Source organism: Streptomyces poriferorum, from assembly GCF_019399235.1.
Taxonomy (GTDB): Bacteria; Actinomycetota; Actinomycetes; order Streptomycetales; family Streptomycetaceae; genus Streptomyces; species Streptomyces poriferorum.
In genome coordinates, this window is sequence record NZ_JAELVH010000045.1 from 16,756 (window position 1) to 36,186 (window position 19,431).

A 19,431-nucleotide genomic window follows, 5' to 3' on the forward strand; every position below is an offset into this window, starting at 1 on the left:
TCCGGCCGAATCGGTCACCGCAGGTTGTTCCCACAGAGGCAAGCGACCGCTTAGTATGCGCCGGAGCAGTGGTAATGCCGACAGTGTTGTGGAGGCCCCTCATGCAGGCATGGCGAGTGCACCGGAACGGCGAGCCGAGCGAGGTGATGCGGCTCGAAGAAACGGACCGGCCGACGCCCGGCGACGGGCAGGTGCTCATCGAGGTGCTCGCGGCGAACATCAACTTCCCCGACGCGCTGCTCTGCCGCGGCCAGTACCAGGTGCGGCCCCCGCTGCCGTTCACGCCCGGGGTGGAGATCTGCGGCCGGACCGAGGACGGGCGCCGGGTGCTCGCCACCCCCGCCCTGCCGGACGGCGGGTTCGCCCAGTACGTCGTCGCGGACGAGGCGACGCTGCGGCCGGCTCCGGAGGGGCTCGACGACGCCGAGGCGGCCGCCCTCCACATCGGCTACCAGACCGGCTGGTTCGGACTGCACCGCCGGGCCCGTCTCCAGGCGGGCGAGACCCTCCTCGTCCATGCCGCGGCAGGCGGCGTCGGCAGCGCGGCAGTCCAGCTCGGCAAGGCCGCCGGTGCCACCGTCATCGGTGTGGTCGGAGGCCCCGAAAAGGCCAAGATCGCCGCCGAACTCGGCTGTGACCTGGTCATCGACCGGCGCACCGAGGACATCGTCGCCGCGGTCAAGGAGTTCACCGGGGGCCGTGGTGCCGACGTGGTCTACGACCCGGTCGGCGGCGACGCGTACGCCAAGTCCGTGAAGTGCATCGCCTTCGAGGGCCGGGTCGTCGTCGTCGGCTTCGCCAGCGGCGTCATCCCCACCCCCGGGCTCAATCACGCCCTGGTGAAGAACTACTCCGTCGTCGGTCTCCACTGGGGCCTGTACAACACCAAGGACCCGCAGGCGGTCCGCGACTGCCACGCGGAGCTCACCCGGCTCGCCGAGCAGGGTGTCATCAAGCCGCTCATCAGCGAGCGGGTCCCGATGGACGGGGCAGCGGCCGCCGTCCAGCGCGTCGCCGACGGCACCAGCACCGGCCGCATCGTCGTCCTCCCGTCAGGAGCCGCCCGATGACCGCCCCCGATGCCGCGGAACTGCGGCGCCTCACCCGGGAACTGCTCGCCGCGCACCCCCCGGCCACCACGGACCCCACCGACTTTCTCAAGGCGCGCTTCGACGCCGGACTCGCCTGGGTGCACTATCCGGCCGGACTCGGCGGCCTCGACGCGCCGCGCTCCCTCCAGCCCGTAGTCGACGCCGAACTCGCGGCCGCCAACGCCCCGGACAACGACCCGCGCCGCATCGGCATCGGCCTCGGCATGGCCGCCCCGACCATCCTCGGCTTCGGCACGGACGAGCAGAAGCAGCGTTTCCTGCGCCCGCTGTGGGTCGGCGAGGAGGTGTGGTGCCAGCTCTTCAGCGAGCCGGGCGCCGGCTCCGACCTGGCCGCCCTCGGTACGCGCGCGGTGCGCGACGGGGAGGACTGGGTGGTCGACGGACAGAAGGTCTGGACGTCGAGCGCCCATGTGGCACGCTGGGCGATCCTCATCGCCCGTACCGACCCGGACGTGCCCAAGCACCGCGGCATCAGCTACTTCATCTGCGACATGACCGACCCCGGTGTCGAGGTGCGGCCACTGCGCCAGATCACCGGCGAGGCCGAGTTCAACGAGGTGTTCCTCACCGGCGTGCGCATCCCCGACAGCCGCCGCCTCGGAGCGGTCGGTGAGGGCTGGAAGGTCGCGCAGACGACCCTGATGAACGAGCGCGTCTCCATCGGCGGATCCCGCATCCCGCGCGAAGGCGGCATGATCGGCCCCATCGCGCGGACCTGGCGCGAACGTCCCGAACTGCGAACCCACGACCTGCACCAGCGCCTGCTGACCCTATGGGTCGAGGCCGAGGTCGCCCGTCTCGCCGGCGAACGCCTGCGCCAGCAGCTCGTCGCCGGACAGCCGGGGCCCGAGGGCTCGGGAATGAAGCTCGCCTTCGCCCGCCTCAACCAGGAGATCAGCGGCCTCGAAGTCGAACTGCTCGGCGACGACGGGCTGCTGTACAGCGACTGGACCATGCGGCGCCCCGACCACGTCGACTTCACCGGACGTGACGCCGGATACCGCTACCTCCGCTCCAAGGGCAACTCCATCGAGGGCGGTACGAGCGAGGTACTGCTCAACATCGTCGCCGAACGCGTACTCGGTCTGCCTGCCGAGCCGCGCAACGACAAGGACGTCGCCTGGAAGGACCTGTCCCGATGACCGCACAGACCGAACCGACCCAGGCGCCCGACCTCCTGTACTCGGAGGCCGAGGAGGACCTGCGGGCCGCGGTCCGTTCCCTGCTCGCGGACCGCGCCGACGCGCCGACGGTGATCGCCGGCACCGAGTCCGACACGCCGTACGACGCCCAGCTCTGGAAGGCCCTGGCGGCCGATATCGGAGCCGCCGGCCTGCTGGTGCCCGAGAAGCTCGGTGGACAGGGCGCGACCCATCGCGAGGCCGCCGTCGTCGTCGAGGAACTCGGCCGCAGCGTCGCCCCCGCGCCTTACCTGACCAGCTCCGTCGTCGCCACCGAGACGCTGCTGGCGCTCGGTGCGCAGGACGGGCCGGTGGGCGGGCTGCTTGCCGAACTGGCGGCGGGCCGCAAGGTCGCGGTGCTTGCCGTGCCCTTCTCCGCAGCGGCGTCCGACACGCCGGTGGTGACCGGAAGCCTCGAGGGAACACTCGGGCCGGTCGCCGACGCGGCCGCCGCCGACGTGCTCCTGGTCCCCACCACCGATGGCCTCTACGCCGTCGCCGCGGACGCACCCGGTGTCGCCGTCCAGCCGCTCGTCCCGCTCGACCTCACCCGCCCGCTCGCCACCGTCACCCTCACCGGAGCCGCCGGCACCCGCCTCGCGGACGCGGGCGCGACGCGGCCGGCGGTGGACCGGGGGCTGCTGGCCGGGGCGGGGCTGCTCGCCTCCGAACAGCTCGGGCTCGCCGAATGGTGCCTGACGGAGACGGTCCGGCACACCCGGGAGCGCCACCAGTTCAACCGCCCGGTCGGATCCTTCCAATCGCTGAAACACCGCATGGCGCAGCTCTGGCTGGAGGTTGTCTCGGCCCGGGCCGCGGCACGGAACGCCGCCGACGCGCTGGCGACGAGCAGCCCCGACGCGCCGTTGGCGGTGGCCGTGGCGCAGGCCTACTGCTCCAAGGTCGCCGTCCACGCGGCGGAGGAATGTGTCCAGCTGCACGGCGGCATCGGGATGACCTGGGAGCACCCGGCGCACCTGTACCTGAAGCGCGCCAAGGCCGACGCGAACGCCTTCGGAACGGCGGGCCGTCACCGTGAGACCGTCGCCGCCCTGATGGAGCTGCCGGCGCCGTAGCGGCATCGTCCGGACCGGAGTGGGGGTGTGCGAACACGTACCCCCACTCCGGTCCGGACAGCGGCGGGCCCGTTTCGTACGGATCCGGTCACGGCGGGCGGAACAGCGGCCGACGGGCGGGCGGCGATCGAGCCAACTCTGCCCGTCCGCACCCCTGTTGCGGCGCGGCGCTTCCATACTCGGTCGCGTCCGCCCATCCGGCACGCCTCGCAACCGGGAGATTCCATGGCGTTCCCCACCCGCCGCCGCGTCGTCACCACCGCCCTGGCCACCGCGGCCGCGGCCACCCTCGTACCCCATCAGACGGCCACCGCGAGTGAAGCCCCGCGCGCCCGGACCGGCGTCCCGCGCCCCCGGCCGCTGCTCCGGGCGCACGCGCACAACGACTATCTGCACCCCCGCCCGCTCCACGACGCGCTGGCCCAGGGATTCACCAGTGTCGAGGCCGACATCTTCCTCGTGGACGGCGAGCTGCTCGTCGCCCACGAGGCCACAGGCCTCGACCCCGCCCGCACCCTCTCCGCGCTCTATCTCGATCCGCTCCTCGCCAGGGTCCGGGCCAACCACGGGACCGTGTTCCGCGGCGACCGTACGCCGGTGCAACTGCTGATCGACATCAAGACGGACGGGGCGGCCGCCTACGCGGAACTCGACCGTCAGCTCCGCCGTCACCGGCAGATGCTGACCTCCTTCCAGCACGGCCGGGTACGTCCCGGAGCCGTCACCGCCGTGATCTCGGGCGACCGGGCCGCCCGCGCCCCGATGGAGGCCCAGCGCACCCGGTACGCCTTCTACGACGGCCGCCTCGACGACCTCGGTACCGCGGCCACGGCCTCGTTCATCCCGCTCGTCAGCAGCAGCTGGACAGGGACATTCGGCTGGCTCGGCGCCGGCCCCGTCCCGCCCGCCGAACGGGACGCCCTGCGCGCGATCACCACCGCCGCGCACGGTGCGGGGCAGCGCGTGCGTTTCTGGGCCACACCCGATGTCCCCGGACCCGAACGCGAGGCGGTCTGGGCGGAGTTGCTGGCCGCCGGCGTGGACCACCTGAACACCGACGACCTCGCGGGACTCGCCCGCTTCCTCCGCGCCCACGACCGGCACGCCCGGTAGGCCGGCCAACCGGGACCGGCCCGCCGCAGGCGTACCCGTTTGGCGGACACGCCAGTGCGCCGGATGGCTCCTCCGCTACGCCAAACTGACGCCGAATGCCGCAATTCCGGCGCGGCGGAGGAGGTTGGCCATGGCCATTTCGATCTCACTGGTGCTGCTTCTGCTGATTCTCGCGGTGATCTTCCTCCGCAGCGGCGGACTGAAGGTCTCGCACGCCCTGGTCTGCGCCCTCCTCGGGTTCTTCCTCGCGGGCACGAGCATGGCCCCCACCATCCAGGAGGGCATCACGGCCACCGCGGACGTCGTCAGCAGCATCAGGCCCTGACCCCGCCGCCGGAGCGGTGGCTCCGTCCTGAGGGGCCGGGCCACCGGACAGGTTCCGCAGCGCCGTGGCCAGCCGGTCCCTCGCCTCGGTCTGGGCGGCGATCCTCGCTTCGAGGACGGCCAGCCGCTCGCGGGCGATGCGCAGTCCCCGCTCCGGGTGCGGGGCGGCGGCAACGTCGCCGTCCAGGCACGGCAGGAACAGGCGTACGTCGTCCAACGTGAGCCCGGCAGCCAGCAGATGGCGGATGTTGCGGACCCGGACCACCGTCCGCTCCTCGTACACGCGGTACCGGTTGGCTGCCCGCCGCGAGCTGATCAGCCCGGCCTGCTCGTAGTGGCGCAGCGGTCGTGCCGGTGGCCTCGGCCAGTTCGCCGATCAGCACCCCACCACCTCCCCGCCCACTCCTATCACGCCACCACCGCGCCGCCGTCGACCGGGAGGATCACGCCAGTGATGAACGAGGCGTCCGGTGAGGCGAGATGGAGGATCGCGTGCGCTACTTCCCCGGGCTCGCCGACTCGGCCCAGCGGCGTGTGGGCCAGCTGCCACTCCCGGAGTGCTGTCAGCTGTTCCGGGGTCAGTCCCTGGTGCTTCCCGATCGGCGTGGCGATCGCGCCGGGCGCGACCGCCACGACACGGATGCCGCGTGGTGCGAGCTCTACCGCCCAGCTGCGGGTGAGCAGTTCCAGAGCCGTCTTGGTCGCCGCATAGACGGAACTGCCGGGCCAGGCCCGCTGACCGATCGACGTACTCACGTTCACGATGACACCTCCGGAGGCCTCCAGCAGGGGCAGCGCGGCCTGGGAGAGCAGCATGGGTGCGACGAGGTTGGTGGCGATCTGCGGCTCGATCATCGCGGTGGTGAGGGTGCCGAGTGCGCCACCGCGGACCAGGGCGGCGTTGTTGACCAGCACGTCGAGCCGGCCGTACGTCTCCCGCGCGGTCCGGATGATGCGCTCGGGCTCACCCGGGCCGGTGATGTCGGCCACCAGAGGCACGATCCGGTCGTTGCCGGCGGCGGTCTCATCGAGAGGTCCGGGGCGGCGGCCGACGGCGAGCACGGTGGCTCCCCGGGCGGCGAAGGCGTGGGCGGTGGCGCGGCCGATGCCTGTCCCGGCTCCGGTGACGACGACGATGCGACGGGCGGGAGCTGCTGGGCTGCTGTTCATACGGTGATCGTTCAACCCTGCCGCCAGTGGCAAGGTCAAGCCGCGGCCCGCAAGCGCGCACAAACGGTCCGGGCACGCACCGGAACATGATCATTACGGTCAGCAGTTCGCATCGTGCCGCCATGGGGTGACCAGGGACATCCAGGTGTGAAACGGTCCGGTGGGGCACGGGCCGGGTCGGACCGTTGCCCCGCCCGGACCGGGAACGTCCGCCGGGCTCCGCACCGAGCCGGGACCCGGAGAGCACCAGCCATGTCATTCCCTCCGTTCGGACGTGATCCGGGAGCCGTTCATCACGAGCACTGCAGAAGCAGCCGCTGCTGCCGGTGTCAGCAGCGGCCCTGGACCACAGTCGCCGGAAGCGAACGCCTCTGCGGACTCTGCGCCTCCTGCTGCCGGGAATGCGGCCGCGCGCCCGCCCCGCACGTGGACGGTCTCGACCACGGGCTCTGCGGCGACTGCCGCGGGCTGTGCGGCCGCTGCGGTACGCCGCTCGCGGCCGACGGCGACTGCCGGTGTCAGCGATGGCAGCGGCCGGGAGCCGATCCGGTCGGCTATCTCCTCCACGCGCTGCCGCCGCCGCTCATACGGGAGTTCTGCGGCCGCTATCCGGGCGAACTCGTGGCGCTGATCCGGCGGGAGCTCGGCCGGCGCACCCCCGACCAGCTCCTGGACCGGGTCGAGCGCCGGTGGAACGCCCGCTGGTCCCACACGCTTCAGGAGAAGGACGAGGAAGGACGCCGCCGACAGCCCTGGGAGATCGCTGAGCAGCTGCTCAGGCCGGGACTCTGCTCCGAGCCGGGATGCGAGGACGGCAGGCTGATCACCACCGACTCCCCGTGCCCGCTCTGCGTGAACCCACTGCACCGCTTCGTGCCGGCCCAGGCCGACCGCAGGGCCGGCTCGGACCGGGCCAGGACCACGGCGGCGGCGATCAGGCGCGAGATGCTCGACCGCCGTACCGGCGGACGGCGCTGAGTCCTGGGGCGTGGCACCGTCCGGTGGCATTGCGTCTGCGTGAAGCGTCCATGAAACACCCAGCGTTTCCATGGACACCTCAAGGGCCTCGCCCTAGCGTCGGTCGGCGGCGCGACCCCCGCCCCCGACCGAGGAGTCCGATGTCCCCGCAGCCCACAAGCAGACCCTCCCGAGCGCTTGCCCTGGTACTCGCCCTCTGTGCCTCGGTGTTCATGGTCTCCGGTGCGCCTGCCGCCGCGGCCGGGATACCCCGCGCCCCCGGGCACCGGCTGGTCAGTGACTACACGGGCGCCCCCGCCGCCGCCGCGCCCGTTCCCGGGCAGGCTCCGCCCCAGCACCCCTTCCTCGCCCCGAACGGCCGCAGCGGCATGCACGCCGACGCGGCTGGCAGCGGCACCCACCCCTACTCCGGTCCGCTCGGCCGCGACCCCGAGGTCAGGAGCGAACAGATCGCGCCGCTGGGCGGCGAGTGCGCCACCGCCACCTTCGACGCGGCGGGCCGGCTCATCACGGTGTGCGGCACGTTCACCGGATTCCTGCTCAAGCTCCTGGACCCGCGCACCCTCGAAACCCTCGCCGAGTACGCGCTGCCGCAGCGCTCCTCGACCGTCGAGGCCATCACCCGGCTCGACTTCTCGAAGATCTTCAAGGACACCTCGGGCGGTGCGTACTTCTACCTCGACGACCAGGACCGGGTGGTCCTCGCCGACTCCCGCCAGCACATCCAGCGCATCGCGCACGAACAGGCGGCCGACGGCAGCTGGCGGTTCACCGTCGTCGACGACTGGGACCTCACCGGCCAGGTGCCGCACGACTGCGTCAGCTGGACGAACCTCTACCCGAGCGGTACCTGCGACCCCGTCACCTCCGTCATGCCCGACTGGCAGGGCCGCGTCTGGTGGGTGACCCGGCTCGGCAGGGTCGGCACGGTCGACCCGCAGACCTCCGTCATCCGTTCCGTGCAACTCACCGGCGAGGAGATCCAGAACTCGTTCTCCGTCGCCGAGGACGGCGTCTCGATCGTCACCGACCACGCCCTCTACAGCTTCGCGGCCGCGTCCGACGGCACCCCGCGCGTCCAGTGGCGGCAGACGTACGACCGGGGGACCGGCACGAAGCCCGGCTCGGTGAACCAGGGCTCGGGCACCACCCCCGACCTGTTCGGCAACGGGGACGACTACGTCGCCATCACCGACAACGCCGACGACCGGATGAACGTCCTCGTCTACCGACGCGCTCCGGGCGTCCCCGACGACCGCCGGCTCGTCTGCAAGGTCCCCGTCTTCGGCTCCGGAGCCTCCACCACCGACAACTCCATGATCAGCTGGGGCAACAGCCTCGTCGTCGAGAACAACTACGGCTACGAGAACGTCGGCACGCTCCTCCTCGGCCGCAGCGTCGTCGGCGGAGCGGCCCGCATCGACGTACGGCCCGACGGAAGCGGCTGCGACACGGTCTGGGAGAGCGCCGTCCGCTCACCCTCCACCGTGCCCAAACTGTCCACCGCCAACGGCCTGCTCTACTTCTACGAGAAGCAGCCCAACGCTCTGGGCATCGACGCCTGGTATCTCACGGCCGTCGACTACCGCACCGGGCAACGCCGTTGGTCGAAGCTCACCGGTACGGGACTCTCGTACGACAACAACTGGGCGCCGGTCACCATCGGTCCGGACGGTACCGCGTACATCGGCGTCTTCAACGGCATCGTGGCGGTCCGCGACACCGAGTGACGCCGGGGCCGACGCGGCCCGGGCCGGCTACTCGGCGGCGGGTTCCCCCGCCGCCCGGTCCGGTTCGGGCAGGGCGGTCGGTACCGTGGCCGCCGCACCCCGCCGGACGGCTTCCACCACCGCTTCGTGCAGCGAACGGCTGGCCTCCTCCGACTGGCAGGGCACAGGGCTCCCCGACATCGTGAACCAGTCGGCCGCGTCGGTGTACTGCACAGTGATCTGCGCCGTGCCCTCGGCCCAAGTGGTGTGGACGGTCAGGTCGCCGGACAGCGGCCCGACCTCCTCGGTGAGCACACCGCCGTGCCCCGAGTAAACTCCGCGTGTCGTCCAGGACGCCCAGGTCATACATCCAGGCTCGCACCAAAGCCGGCGTATCGCGACCCACGGGTGACAAGTCCCCGAATCGCACGCCCCGTAGCGCTCGGGCGACAGGTCCGGCGGGTGAACCGCGGGTGGAACCGAACAAAATTTTTCGAGCGGCCGCACTGCGGTTCCCGCAGCGGCCTATCCCGTTGCCCTGACGCGATCTTGACGAAAAACCGTTGATCAATGATCTCCAGGCGACGAATTCCGAAGGAAAACTGCTATTGACCTGCGGAACGCGTCGGTATTGCATGACGCGCTGGGAGCACCGGAACCATTTCTCACCCTCGTCCGGAGGCGATACCGCTCCCGCGCTCTGACACCGCACCTGTTGATCGGAACCCGACTCGATGACCGACACGCTCAGCGCTCCACAGGCACTCGCCCCCGCAACCGGACCCACCCCGCAGAAGCTCAAGCGTTCCATCGGCGTCGTCGGGGGGACCCTGCTCACGCTCTCCTGCGTGACTCCCGCCTCCACCCTCTTCGTGGTGGTTCCGGACCTGTTCGCCGGCCTCGGCACCTACACCGCGCTCACCATCGCCATCGGCTCGCTGCTCTGTATCGCGGTGGCCTTCTGCTACTCGGAGCTGGGCACCCTCATCCCCAGCGCCGGCGGCGAGTACGCCATGGTGTCGACGATGGCCGGCCGGCTCGCCGGCTGGCTCGTGTTCGTGCTCTCCCTGCTCGTCGTCATGATCGTGCCCCCGGTCATCGCCATGGGGACCGCCGACTACCTCGCACCGCTCGTGCACATCCCCGCCTCCCTCGCGGGGGCGGGCGTCATGCTGCTCGCCACCCTCGCGGGCCTCCTCGACCTGCGCGCCAACGCCTGGATCACCGGCATCTTCCTGGTGCTGGAGGTGATCGCCGCCGGTGTCGTGGCGGTCCTCGGGTTCGCACACTCCTCGCGGGGCGCCGACGCGCTCGTGCACGGTTCCGTCGCCTCGCCGGGCGGCACGAGCTCGACCGTCACCGCCATGATGGTCGTCTCCGGGCTCGCCATCGCCCTCTTCATCACTCAGGGCTTCTCCACGGCCGTCTACCTCTCCGAGGAACTGGAGGACCCGCGGCGCAACGTGGCCCGTACGGTCCTCGCCACGCTCGCGATTTCGACGGCCGTCATCCTCGTCCCCGTCATCGCCATCACCATGGGCGCCCCCGACCTCGCGGCCCTGACCTCCGGCGACCTCAGCGGCATGGTCGAGGCGTGGTCCAACTCGGCCGTGGGCACGTTCGTCAGCCTCTGCGTCGCCCTCGCCATCATCAACGCCGGCATCGTCATGGTCATCCAGAACTCCAGGGTGCTGTTCGCCTCCGCCCGGGACAAGGCGTGGCCCGCCCCGGTCAACCAGGCCCTGTCCCGGCTCGGCCGCTTCGGCTCGCCATGGGTGGCGACGCTCCTCGTGGGCATTCCGGGAGCGGCCCTGTGCTTCGTCAGCCTCGACACCCTGTACGGGGTGACCGGCGTCTCCGTCACCGCCATGTACCTGCTGGTGGCTGTCGCCGCGCTGCTCTGCCGCCGCGGCACCCACCGCGACGCACCCGCCTGGCGCATGCCGCTCTGGCCCGCAGTGCCGGTCCTGCTCATCCTCGTCCTCGCCTACATCCTGACCCAGCAGGAGACCGAGTACCTGCTCTGGACCGGCGGGATCACCGCGGTCGCCACGTTCTACTGGGCCCTGTACCTGAGGCCCCGCCGCGCCACCCGATGGCTGGTGAGCATCCCCGAGGACGAGCAGGTCTGAGACAGCTTCTCCGGTGATCGGGTGACACCGGGCGGTGGCACGTCATGCCGGACCGGCCATGCGGTTAGGCATGCGGGCATGACATGTGACTCCCCACCTGAGAACAACGGATTCCTCCGCACCCGGCGCCTGCGCGCCACCGGCGCCGCAGGCGTCCTCCTGGCCGCCGCCCTGCTCACGGGCTGCGGCCAGGACAGCGGCGACACATCGACGGGCACGGCCACCTCGGAAGCCGCGCGTGCCGTTCCCGAGCGGACCACCACGCCCTCGTACAGCGCCAGCAAGAGCGCGTCGGCAACGGCCGCGATGACCCAGGACCAGAAGGACCGCAAGAAGCTCCTGGACTCCACCAAGATCACCTTCGACAAGGCCGTCACGACGGCCGAAGGCGCCGTCAGCGGCGGCAAGGTGGTCGATCTCGACCTGCGGGGCCCGGGCAAGTCGGACGACGACACCGACCGGGAGAGCGCGTCGCCCAGCGCGAGCGCCTCCCCGTCCGGGACCGCCTCGCCGTCCGGCAGCGCGAGCGCCTCGCCGTCCGGCAGCGCGAGCGCCTCCCCGACGTCCACCGGCGCCTCGCCCAGCGACGCCTCCGCCTCGCCGGCCGCCACCGGCCCTGAGTGGGTCGCGACGGTCGCCGCCACGGACGGAACCGAGCACACCGTGCGCATCGACGCCGTCTCCGGCAAGGTCGTCAAGTCCACCGAGGACACCGGCCAGGACGCCGAGGACAAGAGCCGCACGGCCGGCTGGGTCGCCAAGGCCAAGCAGACCCCGCAGCAGGCGGCCAAGGCGGCGACGGACAAGGAGAAGGGCACCGTCACCTCCCTGGAACTCGACGAGAACGACAAGAACGTCCTCGTCTGGTCGGTGGACGTCGTGGACAAGAGCTGGAACGAGACCACGGTGGACGTCGACGCGGCCACCGGCTCCGTCACCGCCGAGGAGACCGACACCGACTGACCCCGGCCCGGCCCGGCACCACCGCACGCACGAAATGCCCCCGGTTCGCACGGACCGGGGGCATTCCTGTGGGCGGCTCATGGCCGGGACCGGATCAGACGGACTCCACGGGTGCTCCCTGCGCCTGTCCGGCCTCCGGCGCGGCGAACTGTGTCCGGTACAGCTCCTCGTACCGGCCGCCGGCAGCCAGCAACTCGGCGTGGGTCCCGCGCTCGACCACCCGGCCCTCCTCGACGACGAGGATCAGGTCCGCCGCCCGCACGGTCGAGAGCCGGTGCGCGATCACCACGGCGGTGCGCCCCTCCAGCGCCTCGGCCAGGGCCTCCTGCACCGCCGCCTCCGACGTGGAGTCGAGGTGCGCGGTCGCCTCGTCGAGGATGACCACACGCTGGCGGGCCAGCAGCAGCCGGGCGATCGTCAGCCGCTGACGCTCACCGCCGGAGAGCCGGTACCCGCGCTCGCCCACCACCGTGTCGAGGCCGTCGGGCAGCGAGGCCACCAGACCGTCGAGCCGGGAGCGCCGCAGCGCGTCCCAGATCTCGTCCTCGGTCGCCCCGGGCCTGGCCAGGGTCAGATTCGCCCGGACCGACTCGTGGAAGAGGTGCCCGTCCTGGGTGACCATCCCGAGCGTCTCGCGGATCGAGGCGGCGGTCAGGTCACGTACGTCGACGCCGCCGAGGCGTACGGCACCGGAATCGGCGTCGTACAGCCTGGGCAGCAACTGCGCGATCGTCGACTTGCCCGCGCCGGACGAGCCGACCAGGGCCACCATCCGGCCGGGCTCGGCACGGAAGGAGACCTCGTGCAGGACCTCCGTACCCCCGCGGGAGTCGAGCGTCGCGACCTCTTCGAGCGAGGCGAGCGACACCTTGTCCGCCGACGGATAACCGAAGGAGACACCGTCGAACTCGACGGACACCGGACCCTCCGGCACCTTGCGCGCATCCGCCTTCTCGGCGATCAGCGGCTTCAGGTCGAGGATCTCGAAGACGCGCTCGAAGCTCACCAGCGCGCTCATCACCTCGACCCGGGCGCCCGCCAGCGCCGTCAGCGGGGCATAGAGCCGGGTCAGCAGCAGGGCCAGGGCCACGACCGCGCCCGGCTCCAGGCTGCCGCGCAGCGCGTAGTAGCCGCCGAGCCCGTAGACGAGCGCCAGCGCGAGTGCGGACACCAGGGTGAGCGCCGTGATGAACGTGGACTGCGCCATGGCCGTGCGGATGCCGATGTCACGGACCCGGCTCGCCCGGGCGGCGAACTCGGCGGACTCGTCGTCGGGCCGCCCGAAGAGCTTGACGAGGGTGGCACCGGGGGCCGAGAACCGCTCGGTCATCTGCGTGCCCATGGCCGCGTTGTGGGCGGCCGCCTCGCGCTGCATCCGCGCCATCCGGGAGCCCATCCGGCGGGCAGGCAGGACGAACACCGGAAGCAGGACGAGGGCGAGCAGGGTGATCTGCCAGGAGATGGTCAGCATCACCGTGAGCGTCAGGAGCAGGGTCACCACATTGGAGACCACCCCGGACAGGGTGTTGCTGAACGCACGCTGCGCCCCGATCACGTCGTTGTTCAGCCGGCTCACCAGCGCGCCGGTACGCGTCCGGGTGAAGAAGGCGACCGGCATCCGCTGGACATGGTCGAAGACGGCCGTACGCAGATCCAGGATCAGGCCCTCGCCGAGCGTGGCCGACAGCAGACGGGTCAGCAGGCCCAGCCCCGCCTCCGCCACCGCGATGACCGCGATCAGGAGCGCGAGGCGGATGACGGTGCCGCTCTCCTTGCCCTGGACGATCGCGTCGACCACCCGGCCGGCCAGCACCGGAGTCGCCACCGCCAGCAGGGCCATGACGATACTGAGCAACAGGAAGCGGTAGAGCTCCCGCCGGCGCGGCCGGGCGAAGGCGGCGATCCTGCGGACCGTGGCCCGGGAGAACGGTCTGCGGTCCTGTTGTGCGTTCATCGCGCTGTGCAGCGACGACCAGGCGGTGACTTCCATACTCATGCGGTGCCTCCGGGGTGCGAAAGAGCGTGTGCGGCTCCCCGTGGCCGGACACGGACCGGGGCGCAGAGAGAACGCTATGACCTCAAGCGGACTTGAGGTCAACAGATCTCCGCGGAAGGGCAGTGCGGGAGCGGCCCCGAAGATCAAGAATTCCGGCAAGAGCGCAGGTCGGCAGGGTGCGCGACCAATACCCGGTGCAGTCTGCGGCCGTGCGGGCGGACCACGTAGAATCGGCCCCTGTTTCCGGCCGAACGATGGCAAACACAAACGATTGAGGCAGTGCGACGTGAGTTTCACCGACAGTTCCGAGGCACCGATCTACGCCGGACTCGTGGAAGAACACGGGGATGTGCCGGCCGAGGTGCGCCGGGTGGCGGAGGAGACGCTGCGCGAGGCCGACCGGGCCATCGACTTCAGTGACGTCCGCCGGGCCGCGGCCTACCGGTAGCGGCGGGGCACTGCCTTCGCTCGGCGCCGGCCCGGTGACCGGGCGGTGAGCCCGCGGCTGGGGCGGTCCCTCCCGGATGCCTCGCGGCGCCGCCTCCCCCCCCTGATTTCCCTCGTCACGGCGGGGCACGGCNGTCGGCGACGACATCGCGACGAAGGGACGCCGGATGGGTGGTGAACGGCATGAGCCGCCGCCGGACGGGTTCGAGGCCGAGCTGGGCCAGATCGATGCCCTGAACAGCATGGAGGCGCCCGGGCCCGGCCCCCGGGCCCCGCAGGCGCCCGCCGACGGGACGGAGGAGGCCAGGCGTCGCGACTCCCGGCTGCTCTCCGCCGGGCACGCCGTCGCTGAGGCGGACTCGCTCGACGACGCGCTGAAGCTCGTGGCCGCCCTGTACGCCCCCGAATTCCCGCTGGACGGCCAGTGCGTGTTCGGCCTAGGCGAGGGGACCCTGAGCGTGCTGGGGCAGTACGGCTTCCGGCCGGGCGGAGCCGACCACGGCTTCCGGATGCCGAAGACGACCGGCTACCCGGCCGCCGAAGTCGCCAGAACCGGCCGGGCCGTGTATCTAGCCTCCCAGGAGGAGTACCGCCGCCGCTTCCCGGCGACCTGGCACATGTCCGCCGGCAAGAACCGCGAGGCGTGGGCGTTCGTTCCGCTCGTGACCGCCGGACGGGTCACCGGAGTGTGGCTGGCCGCCTTCCGCGCGCCGGTGGAGTTCAGCGCCGCCGAGCGCGGGCTGCTGACCGTGACCGGACGCATGCTCGCCCAGGTACTGGAACGCGCCCGGGCCAGCAGGGCCGAACTGGAACTCTCCCGCGGCCTGCGCCTCAGCATGCGCACGGACGGCCCCGCCATGACCGGACTCAGCGTGGCGACGCGCTATGTGCCGACCGGGGGAGGGCTCATGGTCGGCGGGGACTGGTACGACAGCATCGACCTGCCCAACGGCCGGCTGGCCCTCGTCATCGGCGACGTCCAGGGCCACGATGTGCACGCCGCCGGTCTGATGGCCCAGCTGCGCACCGCCGTGCACGCGTACGCCGCGGAGGGGCACGGCCCGGATGCCGTACTGGCACGCGCCTCACGCTTCCTGACCACCCTCGACGAGGACCGGTTCGCCACCTGCCTCTACATCGAGGCCGACCCGTCCACCGGCGACCTGCACATCGCACGGGCCGGGCATCCGCACCCGGTACTGCGCACGCCCGACGGAACCTGCCTGATCAAGCACATCAGCGGGGGCCTGCCGCTGGGCCTGATGCCCGGCGAGGAGGACTACCCCGTCGACATCGTGCGGCTGCACGACGACGAGGTCCTCATGCTGTGCACGGACGGGCTGATCGAGAACGGCGGTCACGACATGTACACCGGCTGGGTCCGGGTGCGTGACGCGTTCTCGCCCGGCCCCGTCGAGGACCTCGAAGGAATGGCCGACCGTCTGATGGCGACTGTTCTCAGCGCCGAGTCCCGGGCCCGGGAGGGCGACACCGCACGGGACGGCGACGACATCGCGCTGCTGCTTCTGCGCCGGGACCCCGGACAGTCGCGGGCGGAGGTCAGCCGCCGCCGGCTGATGCTGACCGTGGGCCAGGACCAGGGCGAGGGGCTCTCCGAGGCGCGGGCCCAACTGAAGGCTCTCCTGCACGACTGGGCGCGGCCCGACCAGGTGGACACCGCGGTGCTCCTGACCACCGAGCTCCTCGGCAACGTACTCGTCCACACCGACCAGGACGGTGCCCTCAACGCCTACGTCACCGGCGAGACCGGCCATCGACGGCTGCTCGTCGAGGTGATGGACCGGGGTGACGAACTGCCCCATCAGCGGACTCCCGGTGAACTCGCCTCGTCGGGCCGGGGACTGATGCTGCTCGACATCCTGGCCGACCAGTGGGGCGTGCGACCTGAGCCCGAGGGAAAGACGGCCTGGTTCGCGCTCACCGAAGCACCCCCCGCGGACACCGGCGACACCACGACGGACTGACGCCGGGGCGGTGCGCCCCGCCCTGTACCGACAACGCCCACCCACCCGGGAACGGCACGGCATGCCGTGAACCCGTTGGGTGGTCATGCGGATACCCTGTGTCACCTCGGCTTTGATCGTCAGCACTGAGGGGACCCTGAATGCACCGCATGCGCACCGTACTTGCCGCTCTCGGCATCACTGCCGGACTGATCACGGCGCCGGCGGCCGGCGCCGCCGCCAAGCCGGAGGACCCGACGGCCGGCGCCGCGGCCCGGCACGAGCCCTGCACCGGCGAGTTCCGTGACGACGCGCGCCTCGGCCCGAAGTGGCTGCCGAACAGGAAGCTCGCCCCGGTCGGCCCGCTCCTCAAGGGCTACCAGCGCACGGGAGACCTCGCCCCGCAGGCCTTCCTGAAGAAGTACTGGGAAGGGCCCGCCGACACGGGCAGCTGGAAGTACCCGCCCAACGACGGCTTCGGCGAGGTCAACGGCGAGATCGACAAGGAGCCCGTGAAGCTGCGCCCGGGCCAGCGCCTGGACCGCTTCGGATCCGAGTACGGTGCCTACCTGGCCCCGGCCGGTGACGCGTACGCGGAGCGTGCGCTGCCTCCGCAGAACCTCAACACCCGGGACGCGGCCGTCGCCTGCGACTACCGCGTGTACAAGGTGGCCAAGCCGTTCTGGGTGTGGCAGGGCAGCATCGCGCCGTGGTTCGAACAGCCCGGCGGCGGGCAGCAGATCAAGCTCGACGCCGTCTTCCTCGACCCGGGCGAGGGGCAGCGGCTGAACGTCAAGTGGCTGCTGGAGCACGACTTCCTGACCCCCGCCGGCGTGTAACGCGGTCGTGGACCGCCGGGAACTGGGAGACGCGCTGCGCGCCGCGGGTGTGGCCGACGGCTACTACCGCATCGAAGGGGTCCACGAACCGGCCCCCACCCCCACCGACTTCCTGTTCCTGAGGCAGGCGTCCGACGGGGGGTGGGAGACCGGTGCGTACGAACGGGGCGTGTACGAGGTGATCGCCCGGCATCCGGGTGAAGCGCAGGCGTGCGCGCACCTGCTCAGGTTGCTCCTTCCGTAGACCGAAGCGCATTGCTGAGGTGTTCCTGTCAGAAGTATTGACAGGTTCCCTCGGTAGCTGGCTTCATGAGCAACGCTCATGGGAGCGCTCCCACTTGGTTGCGGTGCCGGCGCCCCCACCGACGTACGGAAGGGATTGTTCCGTTGCGCTCGCTCACTTTCGCCGAACTGCGAAGACGACTCCGGGGGGCCGGCGGCGGCCCGCCGGCCCCCCGGCCCGGCCGCACCGGCGCCATCGCTCTGGCCCTCGCGCTCGGCGCCGGCCTGCTGCTTCCGCTCTCCCTGCCGGGCAACGCGGCTGCCGCGCCGGCCTTCGACTACGGCGAGGCGCTGCAGAAGTCGGTGCTGTTCTACGAGGCGCAGCAGTCGGGCACGCTCCCCGGCACCAACCGGGTCGGCTGGCGCGGTGACTCCGCTCTCGATGACGGCAAGGACGTGGGCCTGGATCTGACGGGCGGCTGGTACGACGCCGGCGACCACGTCAAGTTCGGCCTGCCGATGGCCTTCTCCACCACCATGCTCGCGTGGGGCGGTGCGGAGCAGGAGGACGCCTACGCGGCCTCGGGCCAGCTTCCGTACCTGAGGAACAACCTCCGCTTCGTCAACGACTACTTCCTCAAGGCCCATCCGTCCCCGAACGTCCTCTACGGGCAGGTGGGCAACGGCGGGGACGACCACAAGTGGTGGGGACCGGCCGAGGTGATGCCGATGAAGCGGCCCGCCTACAAGATCGACGCCTCCTGCCCCGGCACCGATCTCGCCGGCCAGACAGCCGCGGCCCTGGCCTCCTCGTCCATGGTGTTCGCCGGCAGCGACCCGGCGTACGCCACGAAGCTGATCACCCACGCGAAGCAGTTGTACGCCTTCGCGGACACCTACCGCGGGAAGTACAGCGACTGCATCACCGACGCGCAGGCGTACTACAACTCCTGGAGCGGGTACAAGGACGAGCTGGTCTGGGGTGCGATCTGGCTGTACAAGGCCACCGGAGACGCCTCGTACCTGGCCAAGGCCGAGTCGTACTACGACAACCTCTCGACCGAGCCGCAGAGCAGCACCCGGTCCTACCGCTGGACGCTCTCCTGGGACGACAGCTCCTACGGGGCGTACGTGCTGCTCGCGCAGCTGACGGGGAAGCAGAAGTACGTCGACGACGCGAACCGCTGGCTCGACTGGTGGACGGTCGGCGTCAACGGGCAGCGGGTGGCCTACTCGCCCGGCGGCCAGGCCGTGCTGGACAGCTGGGGGTCGCTGCGGTACGCGGCGAACACCGCCTTCGTCGCTCTGAGTTACTCCGACTGGCTGACCGACACCACGCGCAAGGCCCGCTACCACGACTTCGCCGTCCGCCAGATCGACTACGCGCTCGGCGACAACCCGCGCAAGTCGAGCTACATGGTCGGATTCGGCAGCAACCCGCCGACCAAACCGCACCACCGCACCGCCCACGGTTCGTGGACCGACCAGATGAACAACCCCGTGGAGAGCCGGCACACGCTGTACGGAGCACTGGTCGGCGGCCCCAGCGCGGCGGACGACACGTACACCGACGACCGCTCCAACTACGTGAACAACGAGGTGGCCACCGACTACAACGCGGCCTTCACCGGCGCACTGGCCCGGCTCTACGGCGAGTACGGCGGCGCCCCTCTCACCGGCTTCCCGCGGCAGGAGACACCGGACGGGCCCGAGATGTCCGTCCAGGCCTCGGTCAACGCCGCGGGGAGCAACTTCACCGAGATCAAGGCGTATCTGGTCAACCGGTCCGCCTGGCCGGCGCGCGCCCTCACCGACGCGTCCATGCGGTACTACTTCACGCTGGAGCCCGGTGTCACGCCCGGACAGATCAGCTTCACCACCAACTACAACCAGTGCGGTGAGGTGACCGGCCCCACGCACCAGGCGGGCGACGTCTACTACGTGACCGTGGACTGCTCCGCTACGGACATCGCCCCGGCCGGTCAGTCGGCGTACCGCAAGGAGGTGCAGTTCCGGATCACGTCTGCCGGGGCCTGGAATCCGGCGAACGACTGGTCCTACCCCTCATCGGCCACGACCCCCGGCACCACACCGGTGGACGCACCTCACATCGTGTTGCTGGAAGGTGCGGCGCCGCAGTGGGGGAGTGCGCCGGACGGGACGGACCCGGAGCCGACCCCCGACCCCACCAGTACCCCTGATCGG

Annotated in this window: 17 protein-coding genes and 1 pseudogene; 14 read left to right on the plus strand and 4 right to left on the minus strand. The window is 71.2% G+C overall.

Translation table 11 applies throughout. The features are described from left to right. Nucleotides 1-101: 101 nt before the first annotated feature. The 5 genes from JGS39_RS10980 to JGS39_RS11000 all read left to right on the plus strand — a co-directional run bounded on the left by JGS39_RS10980 (nucleotide 102) and on the right by JGS39_RS11000 (nucleotide 4,807). Entirely contained in the window at nucleotides 102-1,070 is a 969-nt protein-coding gene (locus JGS39_RS10980) for an NADPH:quinone oxidoreductase family protein (protein ID WP_219568648.1), read from the plus strand. Beyond that, nucleotides 1,067-2,254 carry an acyl-CoA dehydrogenase family protein gene (locus tag JGS39_RS10985; protein WP_219568649.1) on the plus strand — a complete coding sequence of 396 codons (1,188 nt, stop codon included), beginning with the start codon at nucleotides 1,067-1,069 and terminating at the stop codon, nucleotides 2,252-2,254. Before JGS39_RS10980 ends, JGS39_RS10985 begins: the two co-directional genes overlap by 4 nt. Next, on the plus strand, nucleotides 2,251-3,369 hold the full coding sequence (locus tag JGS39_RS10990; RefSeq protein WP_219568650.1) for an acyl-CoA dehydrogenase family protein: 1,119 nt from the start codon (nucleotides 2,251-2,253) through the stop codon (nucleotides 3,367-3,369). The genes JGS39_RS10985 and JGS39_RS10990 overlap by 4 nt, the downstream gene beginning before the upstream one ends. A gap of 225 nt (nucleotides 3,370-3,594) precedes the next feature. Further along, a complete protein-coding gene (locus JGS39_RS10995) occupies nucleotides 3,595-4,482 on the plus strand; it encodes a phosphatidylinositol-specific phospholipase C/glycerophosphodiester phosphodiesterase family protein (protein ID WP_219568651.1) in 888 nt (295 codons plus the stop codon). 130 nt (nucleotides 4,483-4,612) lie between these two features. Then, the gene (locus tag JGS39_RS11000; RefSeq protein ID WP_219568652.1) at nucleotides 4,613-4,807 is read left to right on the plus strand and encodes a hypothetical protein; all 195 of its coding nucleotides are present in this window, start codon (nucleotides 4,613-4,615) and stop codon (nucleotides 4,805-4,807) included. Between the two features lie 42 nt (nucleotides 4,808-4,849). Here JGS39_RS11000 and JGS39_RS11005 read toward each other — a convergent pair. Both JGS39_RS11005 and JGS39_RS11010 read right to left on the minus strand, forming a co-directional pair. Beyond that, nucleotides 4,850-5,189, minus strand: a pseudogene (locus JGS39_RS11005) (MerR family transcriptional regulator); the annotation flags it as partial. Nucleotides 5,190-5,214: 25 nt separating this feature from the next. Continuing rightward, nucleotides 5,215-5,976 carry an SDR family NAD(P)-dependent oxidoreductase gene (locus JGS39_RS11010; protein WP_219568653.1) on the minus strand — a complete coding sequence of 254 codons (762 nt, stop codon included), beginning with the start codon at nucleotides 5,974-5,976 and terminating at the stop codon, nucleotides 5,215-5,217. Between the two features lie 426 nt (nucleotides 5,977-6,402). Here JGS39_RS11010 and JGS39_RS11015 point away from each other — a divergent pair, with 426 nt between their 5' ends. Together JGS39_RS11015 and JGS39_RS11020 are read left to right on the plus strand one after the other, a co-directional pair. Further along, entirely contained in the window at nucleotides 6,403-6,954 is a 552-nt protein-coding gene (locus tag JGS39_RS11015; RefSeq protein WP_308120326.1) for a hypothetical protein, read from the plus strand. A gap of 140 nt (nucleotides 6,955-7,094) precedes the next feature. Further along, nucleotides 7,095-8,684 carry a hypothetical protein gene (locus JGS39_RS11020; RefSeq protein ID WP_219568655.1) on the plus strand — a complete coding sequence of 530 codons (1,590 nt, stop codon included), beginning with the start codon at nucleotides 7,095-7,097 and terminating at the stop codon, nucleotides 8,682-8,684. 27 nt (nucleotides 8,685-8,711) lie between these two features. Here JGS39_RS11020 and JGS39_RS11025 read toward each other — a convergent pair whose 3' ends face one another. Then, nucleotides 8,712-9,029, minus strand: coding sequence for a hypothetical protein (locus tag JGS39_RS11025; protein WP_219568656.1), 318 nt, complete (start codon nucleotides 9,027-9,029; stop codon nucleotides 8,712-8,714). 368 nt (nucleotides 9,030-9,397) lie between these two features. On the opposite strand from JGS39_RS11025, the gene JGS39_RS11030 reads away from it, so the two are divergent. Next, a complete protein-coding gene (locus tag JGS39_RS11030) occupies nucleotides 9,398-10,795 on the plus strand; it encodes an APC family permease (protein ID WP_219568657.1) in 1,398 nt (465 codons plus the stop codon). Nucleotides 10,796-10,873: 78 nt separating this feature from the next. Continuing rightward, entirely contained in the window at nucleotides 10,874-11,758 is an 885-nt protein-coding gene (locus JGS39_RS11035) for a PepSY domain-containing protein (protein ID WP_219568658.1), read from the plus strand. A gap of 94 nt (nucleotides 11,759-11,852) precedes the next feature. Here the strand turns inward: JGS39_RS11035 and JGS39_RS11040 are convergent, their stop codons facing one another. Next, on the minus strand, nucleotides 11,853-13,754 hold the full coding sequence (locus JGS39_RS11040; protein ID WP_219568659.1) for an ABC transporter ATP-binding protein: 1,902 nt from the start codon (nucleotides 13,752-13,754) through the stop codon (nucleotides 11,853-11,855). Nucleotides 13,755-14,040: 286 nt separating this feature from the next. Here JGS39_RS11040 and JGS39_RS11045 point away from each other — a divergent pair, with 286 nt between their 5' ends. The 5 genes from JGS39_RS11045 to JGS39_RS11065 all read left to right on the plus strand — a co-directional run. After that, nucleotides 14,041-14,202, plus strand: coding sequence for a hypothetical protein (locus tag JGS39_RS11045; protein WP_187284885.1), 162 nt, complete (start codon nucleotides 14,041-14,043; stop codon nucleotides 14,200-14,202). Between the two features lie 166 nt (nucleotides 14,203-14,368). Continuing rightward, nucleotides 14,369-16,186, plus strand: coding sequence for an ATP-binding SpoIIE family protein phosphatase (locus tag JGS39_RS11050; protein WP_219568660.1), 1,818 nt, complete (start codon nucleotides 14,369-14,371; stop codon nucleotides 16,184-16,186). Between the two features lie 140 nt (nucleotides 16,187-16,326). Further along, nucleotides 16,327-17,004 (plus strand): TNT domain-containing protein, encoded by a 678-nt coding sequence (locus tag JGS39_RS11055; RefSeq protein WP_219568661.1) that lies wholly within the window; start codon nucleotides 16,327-16,329, stop codon nucleotides 17,002-17,004. A gap of 7 nt (nucleotides 17,005-17,011) precedes the next feature. Further along, on the plus strand, nucleotides 17,012-17,248 hold the full coding sequence (locus tag JGS39_RS11060; RefSeq protein ID WP_219568662.1) for a hypothetical protein: 237 nt from the start codon (nucleotides 17,012-17,014) through the stop codon (nucleotides 17,246-17,248). Nucleotides 17,249-17,391: 143 nt separating this feature from the next. After that, on the plus strand, nucleotides 17,392-19,431 hold a 2,040-nt coding region (locus JGS39_RS11065), incomplete at its 3' end, for a glycoside hydrolase family 9 protein (RefSeq protein ID WP_236065715.1).

What these genes read in the sequence shown, in the direction of transcription:
- JGS39_RS10980 (WP_219568648.1), top strand. Translation starts at nt 102, where the DNA reads ATGCAGGCATGGCGAGTGCACCGGAACGGCGAGCCGAGCGAGGTGATG.
- JGS39_RS10985 (WP_219568649.1), top strand. Translation starts at nt 1,067, where the DNA reads ATGACCGCCCCCGATGCCGCGGAACTGCGGCGCCTCACCCGGGAACTG.
- JGS39_RS10990 (WP_219568650.1), top strand. Translation starts at nt 2,251, where the DNA reads ATGACCGCACAGACCGAACCGACCCAGGCGCCCGACCTCCTGTACTCG.
- JGS39_RS10995 (WP_219568651.1), top strand. Translation starts at nt 3,595, where the DNA reads ATGGCGTTCCCCACCCGCCGCCGCGTCGTCACCACCGCCCTGGCCACC.
- JGS39_RS11000 (WP_219568652.1), top strand. Translation starts at nt 4,613, where the DNA reads ATGGCCATTTCGATCTCACTGGTGCTGCTTCTGCTGATTCTCGCGGTG.
- JGS39_RS11010 (WP_219568653.1), bottom strand. Translation starts at nt 5,976, where the DNA reads ATGAACAGCAGCCCAGCAGCTCCCGCCCGTCGCATCGTCGTCGTCACC.
- JGS39_RS11020 (WP_219568655.1), top strand. Translation starts at nt 7,095, where the DNA reads ATGTCCCCGCAGCCCACAAGCAGACCCTCCCGAGCGCTTGCCCTGGTA.
- JGS39_RS11025 (WP_219568656.1), bottom strand. Translation starts at nt 9,029, where the DNA reads ATGACCTGGGCGTCCTGGACGACACGCGGAGTTTACTCGGGGCACGGC.
- JGS39_RS11030 (WP_219568657.1), top strand. Translation starts at nt 9,398, where the DNA reads ATGACCGACACGCTCAGCGCTCCACAGGCACTCGCCCCCGCAACCGGA.
- JGS39_RS11035 (WP_219568658.1), top strand. Translation starts at nt 10,874, where the DNA reads ATGACATGTGACTCCCCACCTGAGAACAACGGATTCCTCCGCACCCGG.
- JGS39_RS11040 (WP_219568659.1), bottom strand. Translation starts at nt 13,754, where the DNA reads ATGAGTATGGAAGTCACCGCCTGGTCGTCGCTGCACAGCGCGATGAAC.
- JGS39_RS11050 (WP_219568660.1), top strand. Translation starts at nt 14,369, where the DNA reads ATGGGTGGTGAACGGCATGAGCCGCCGCCGGACGGGTTCGAGGCCGAG.
- JGS39_RS11055 (WP_219568661.1), top strand. Translation starts at nt 16,327, where the DNA reads ATGCACCGCATGCGCACCGTACTTGCCGCTCTCGGCATCACTGCCGGA.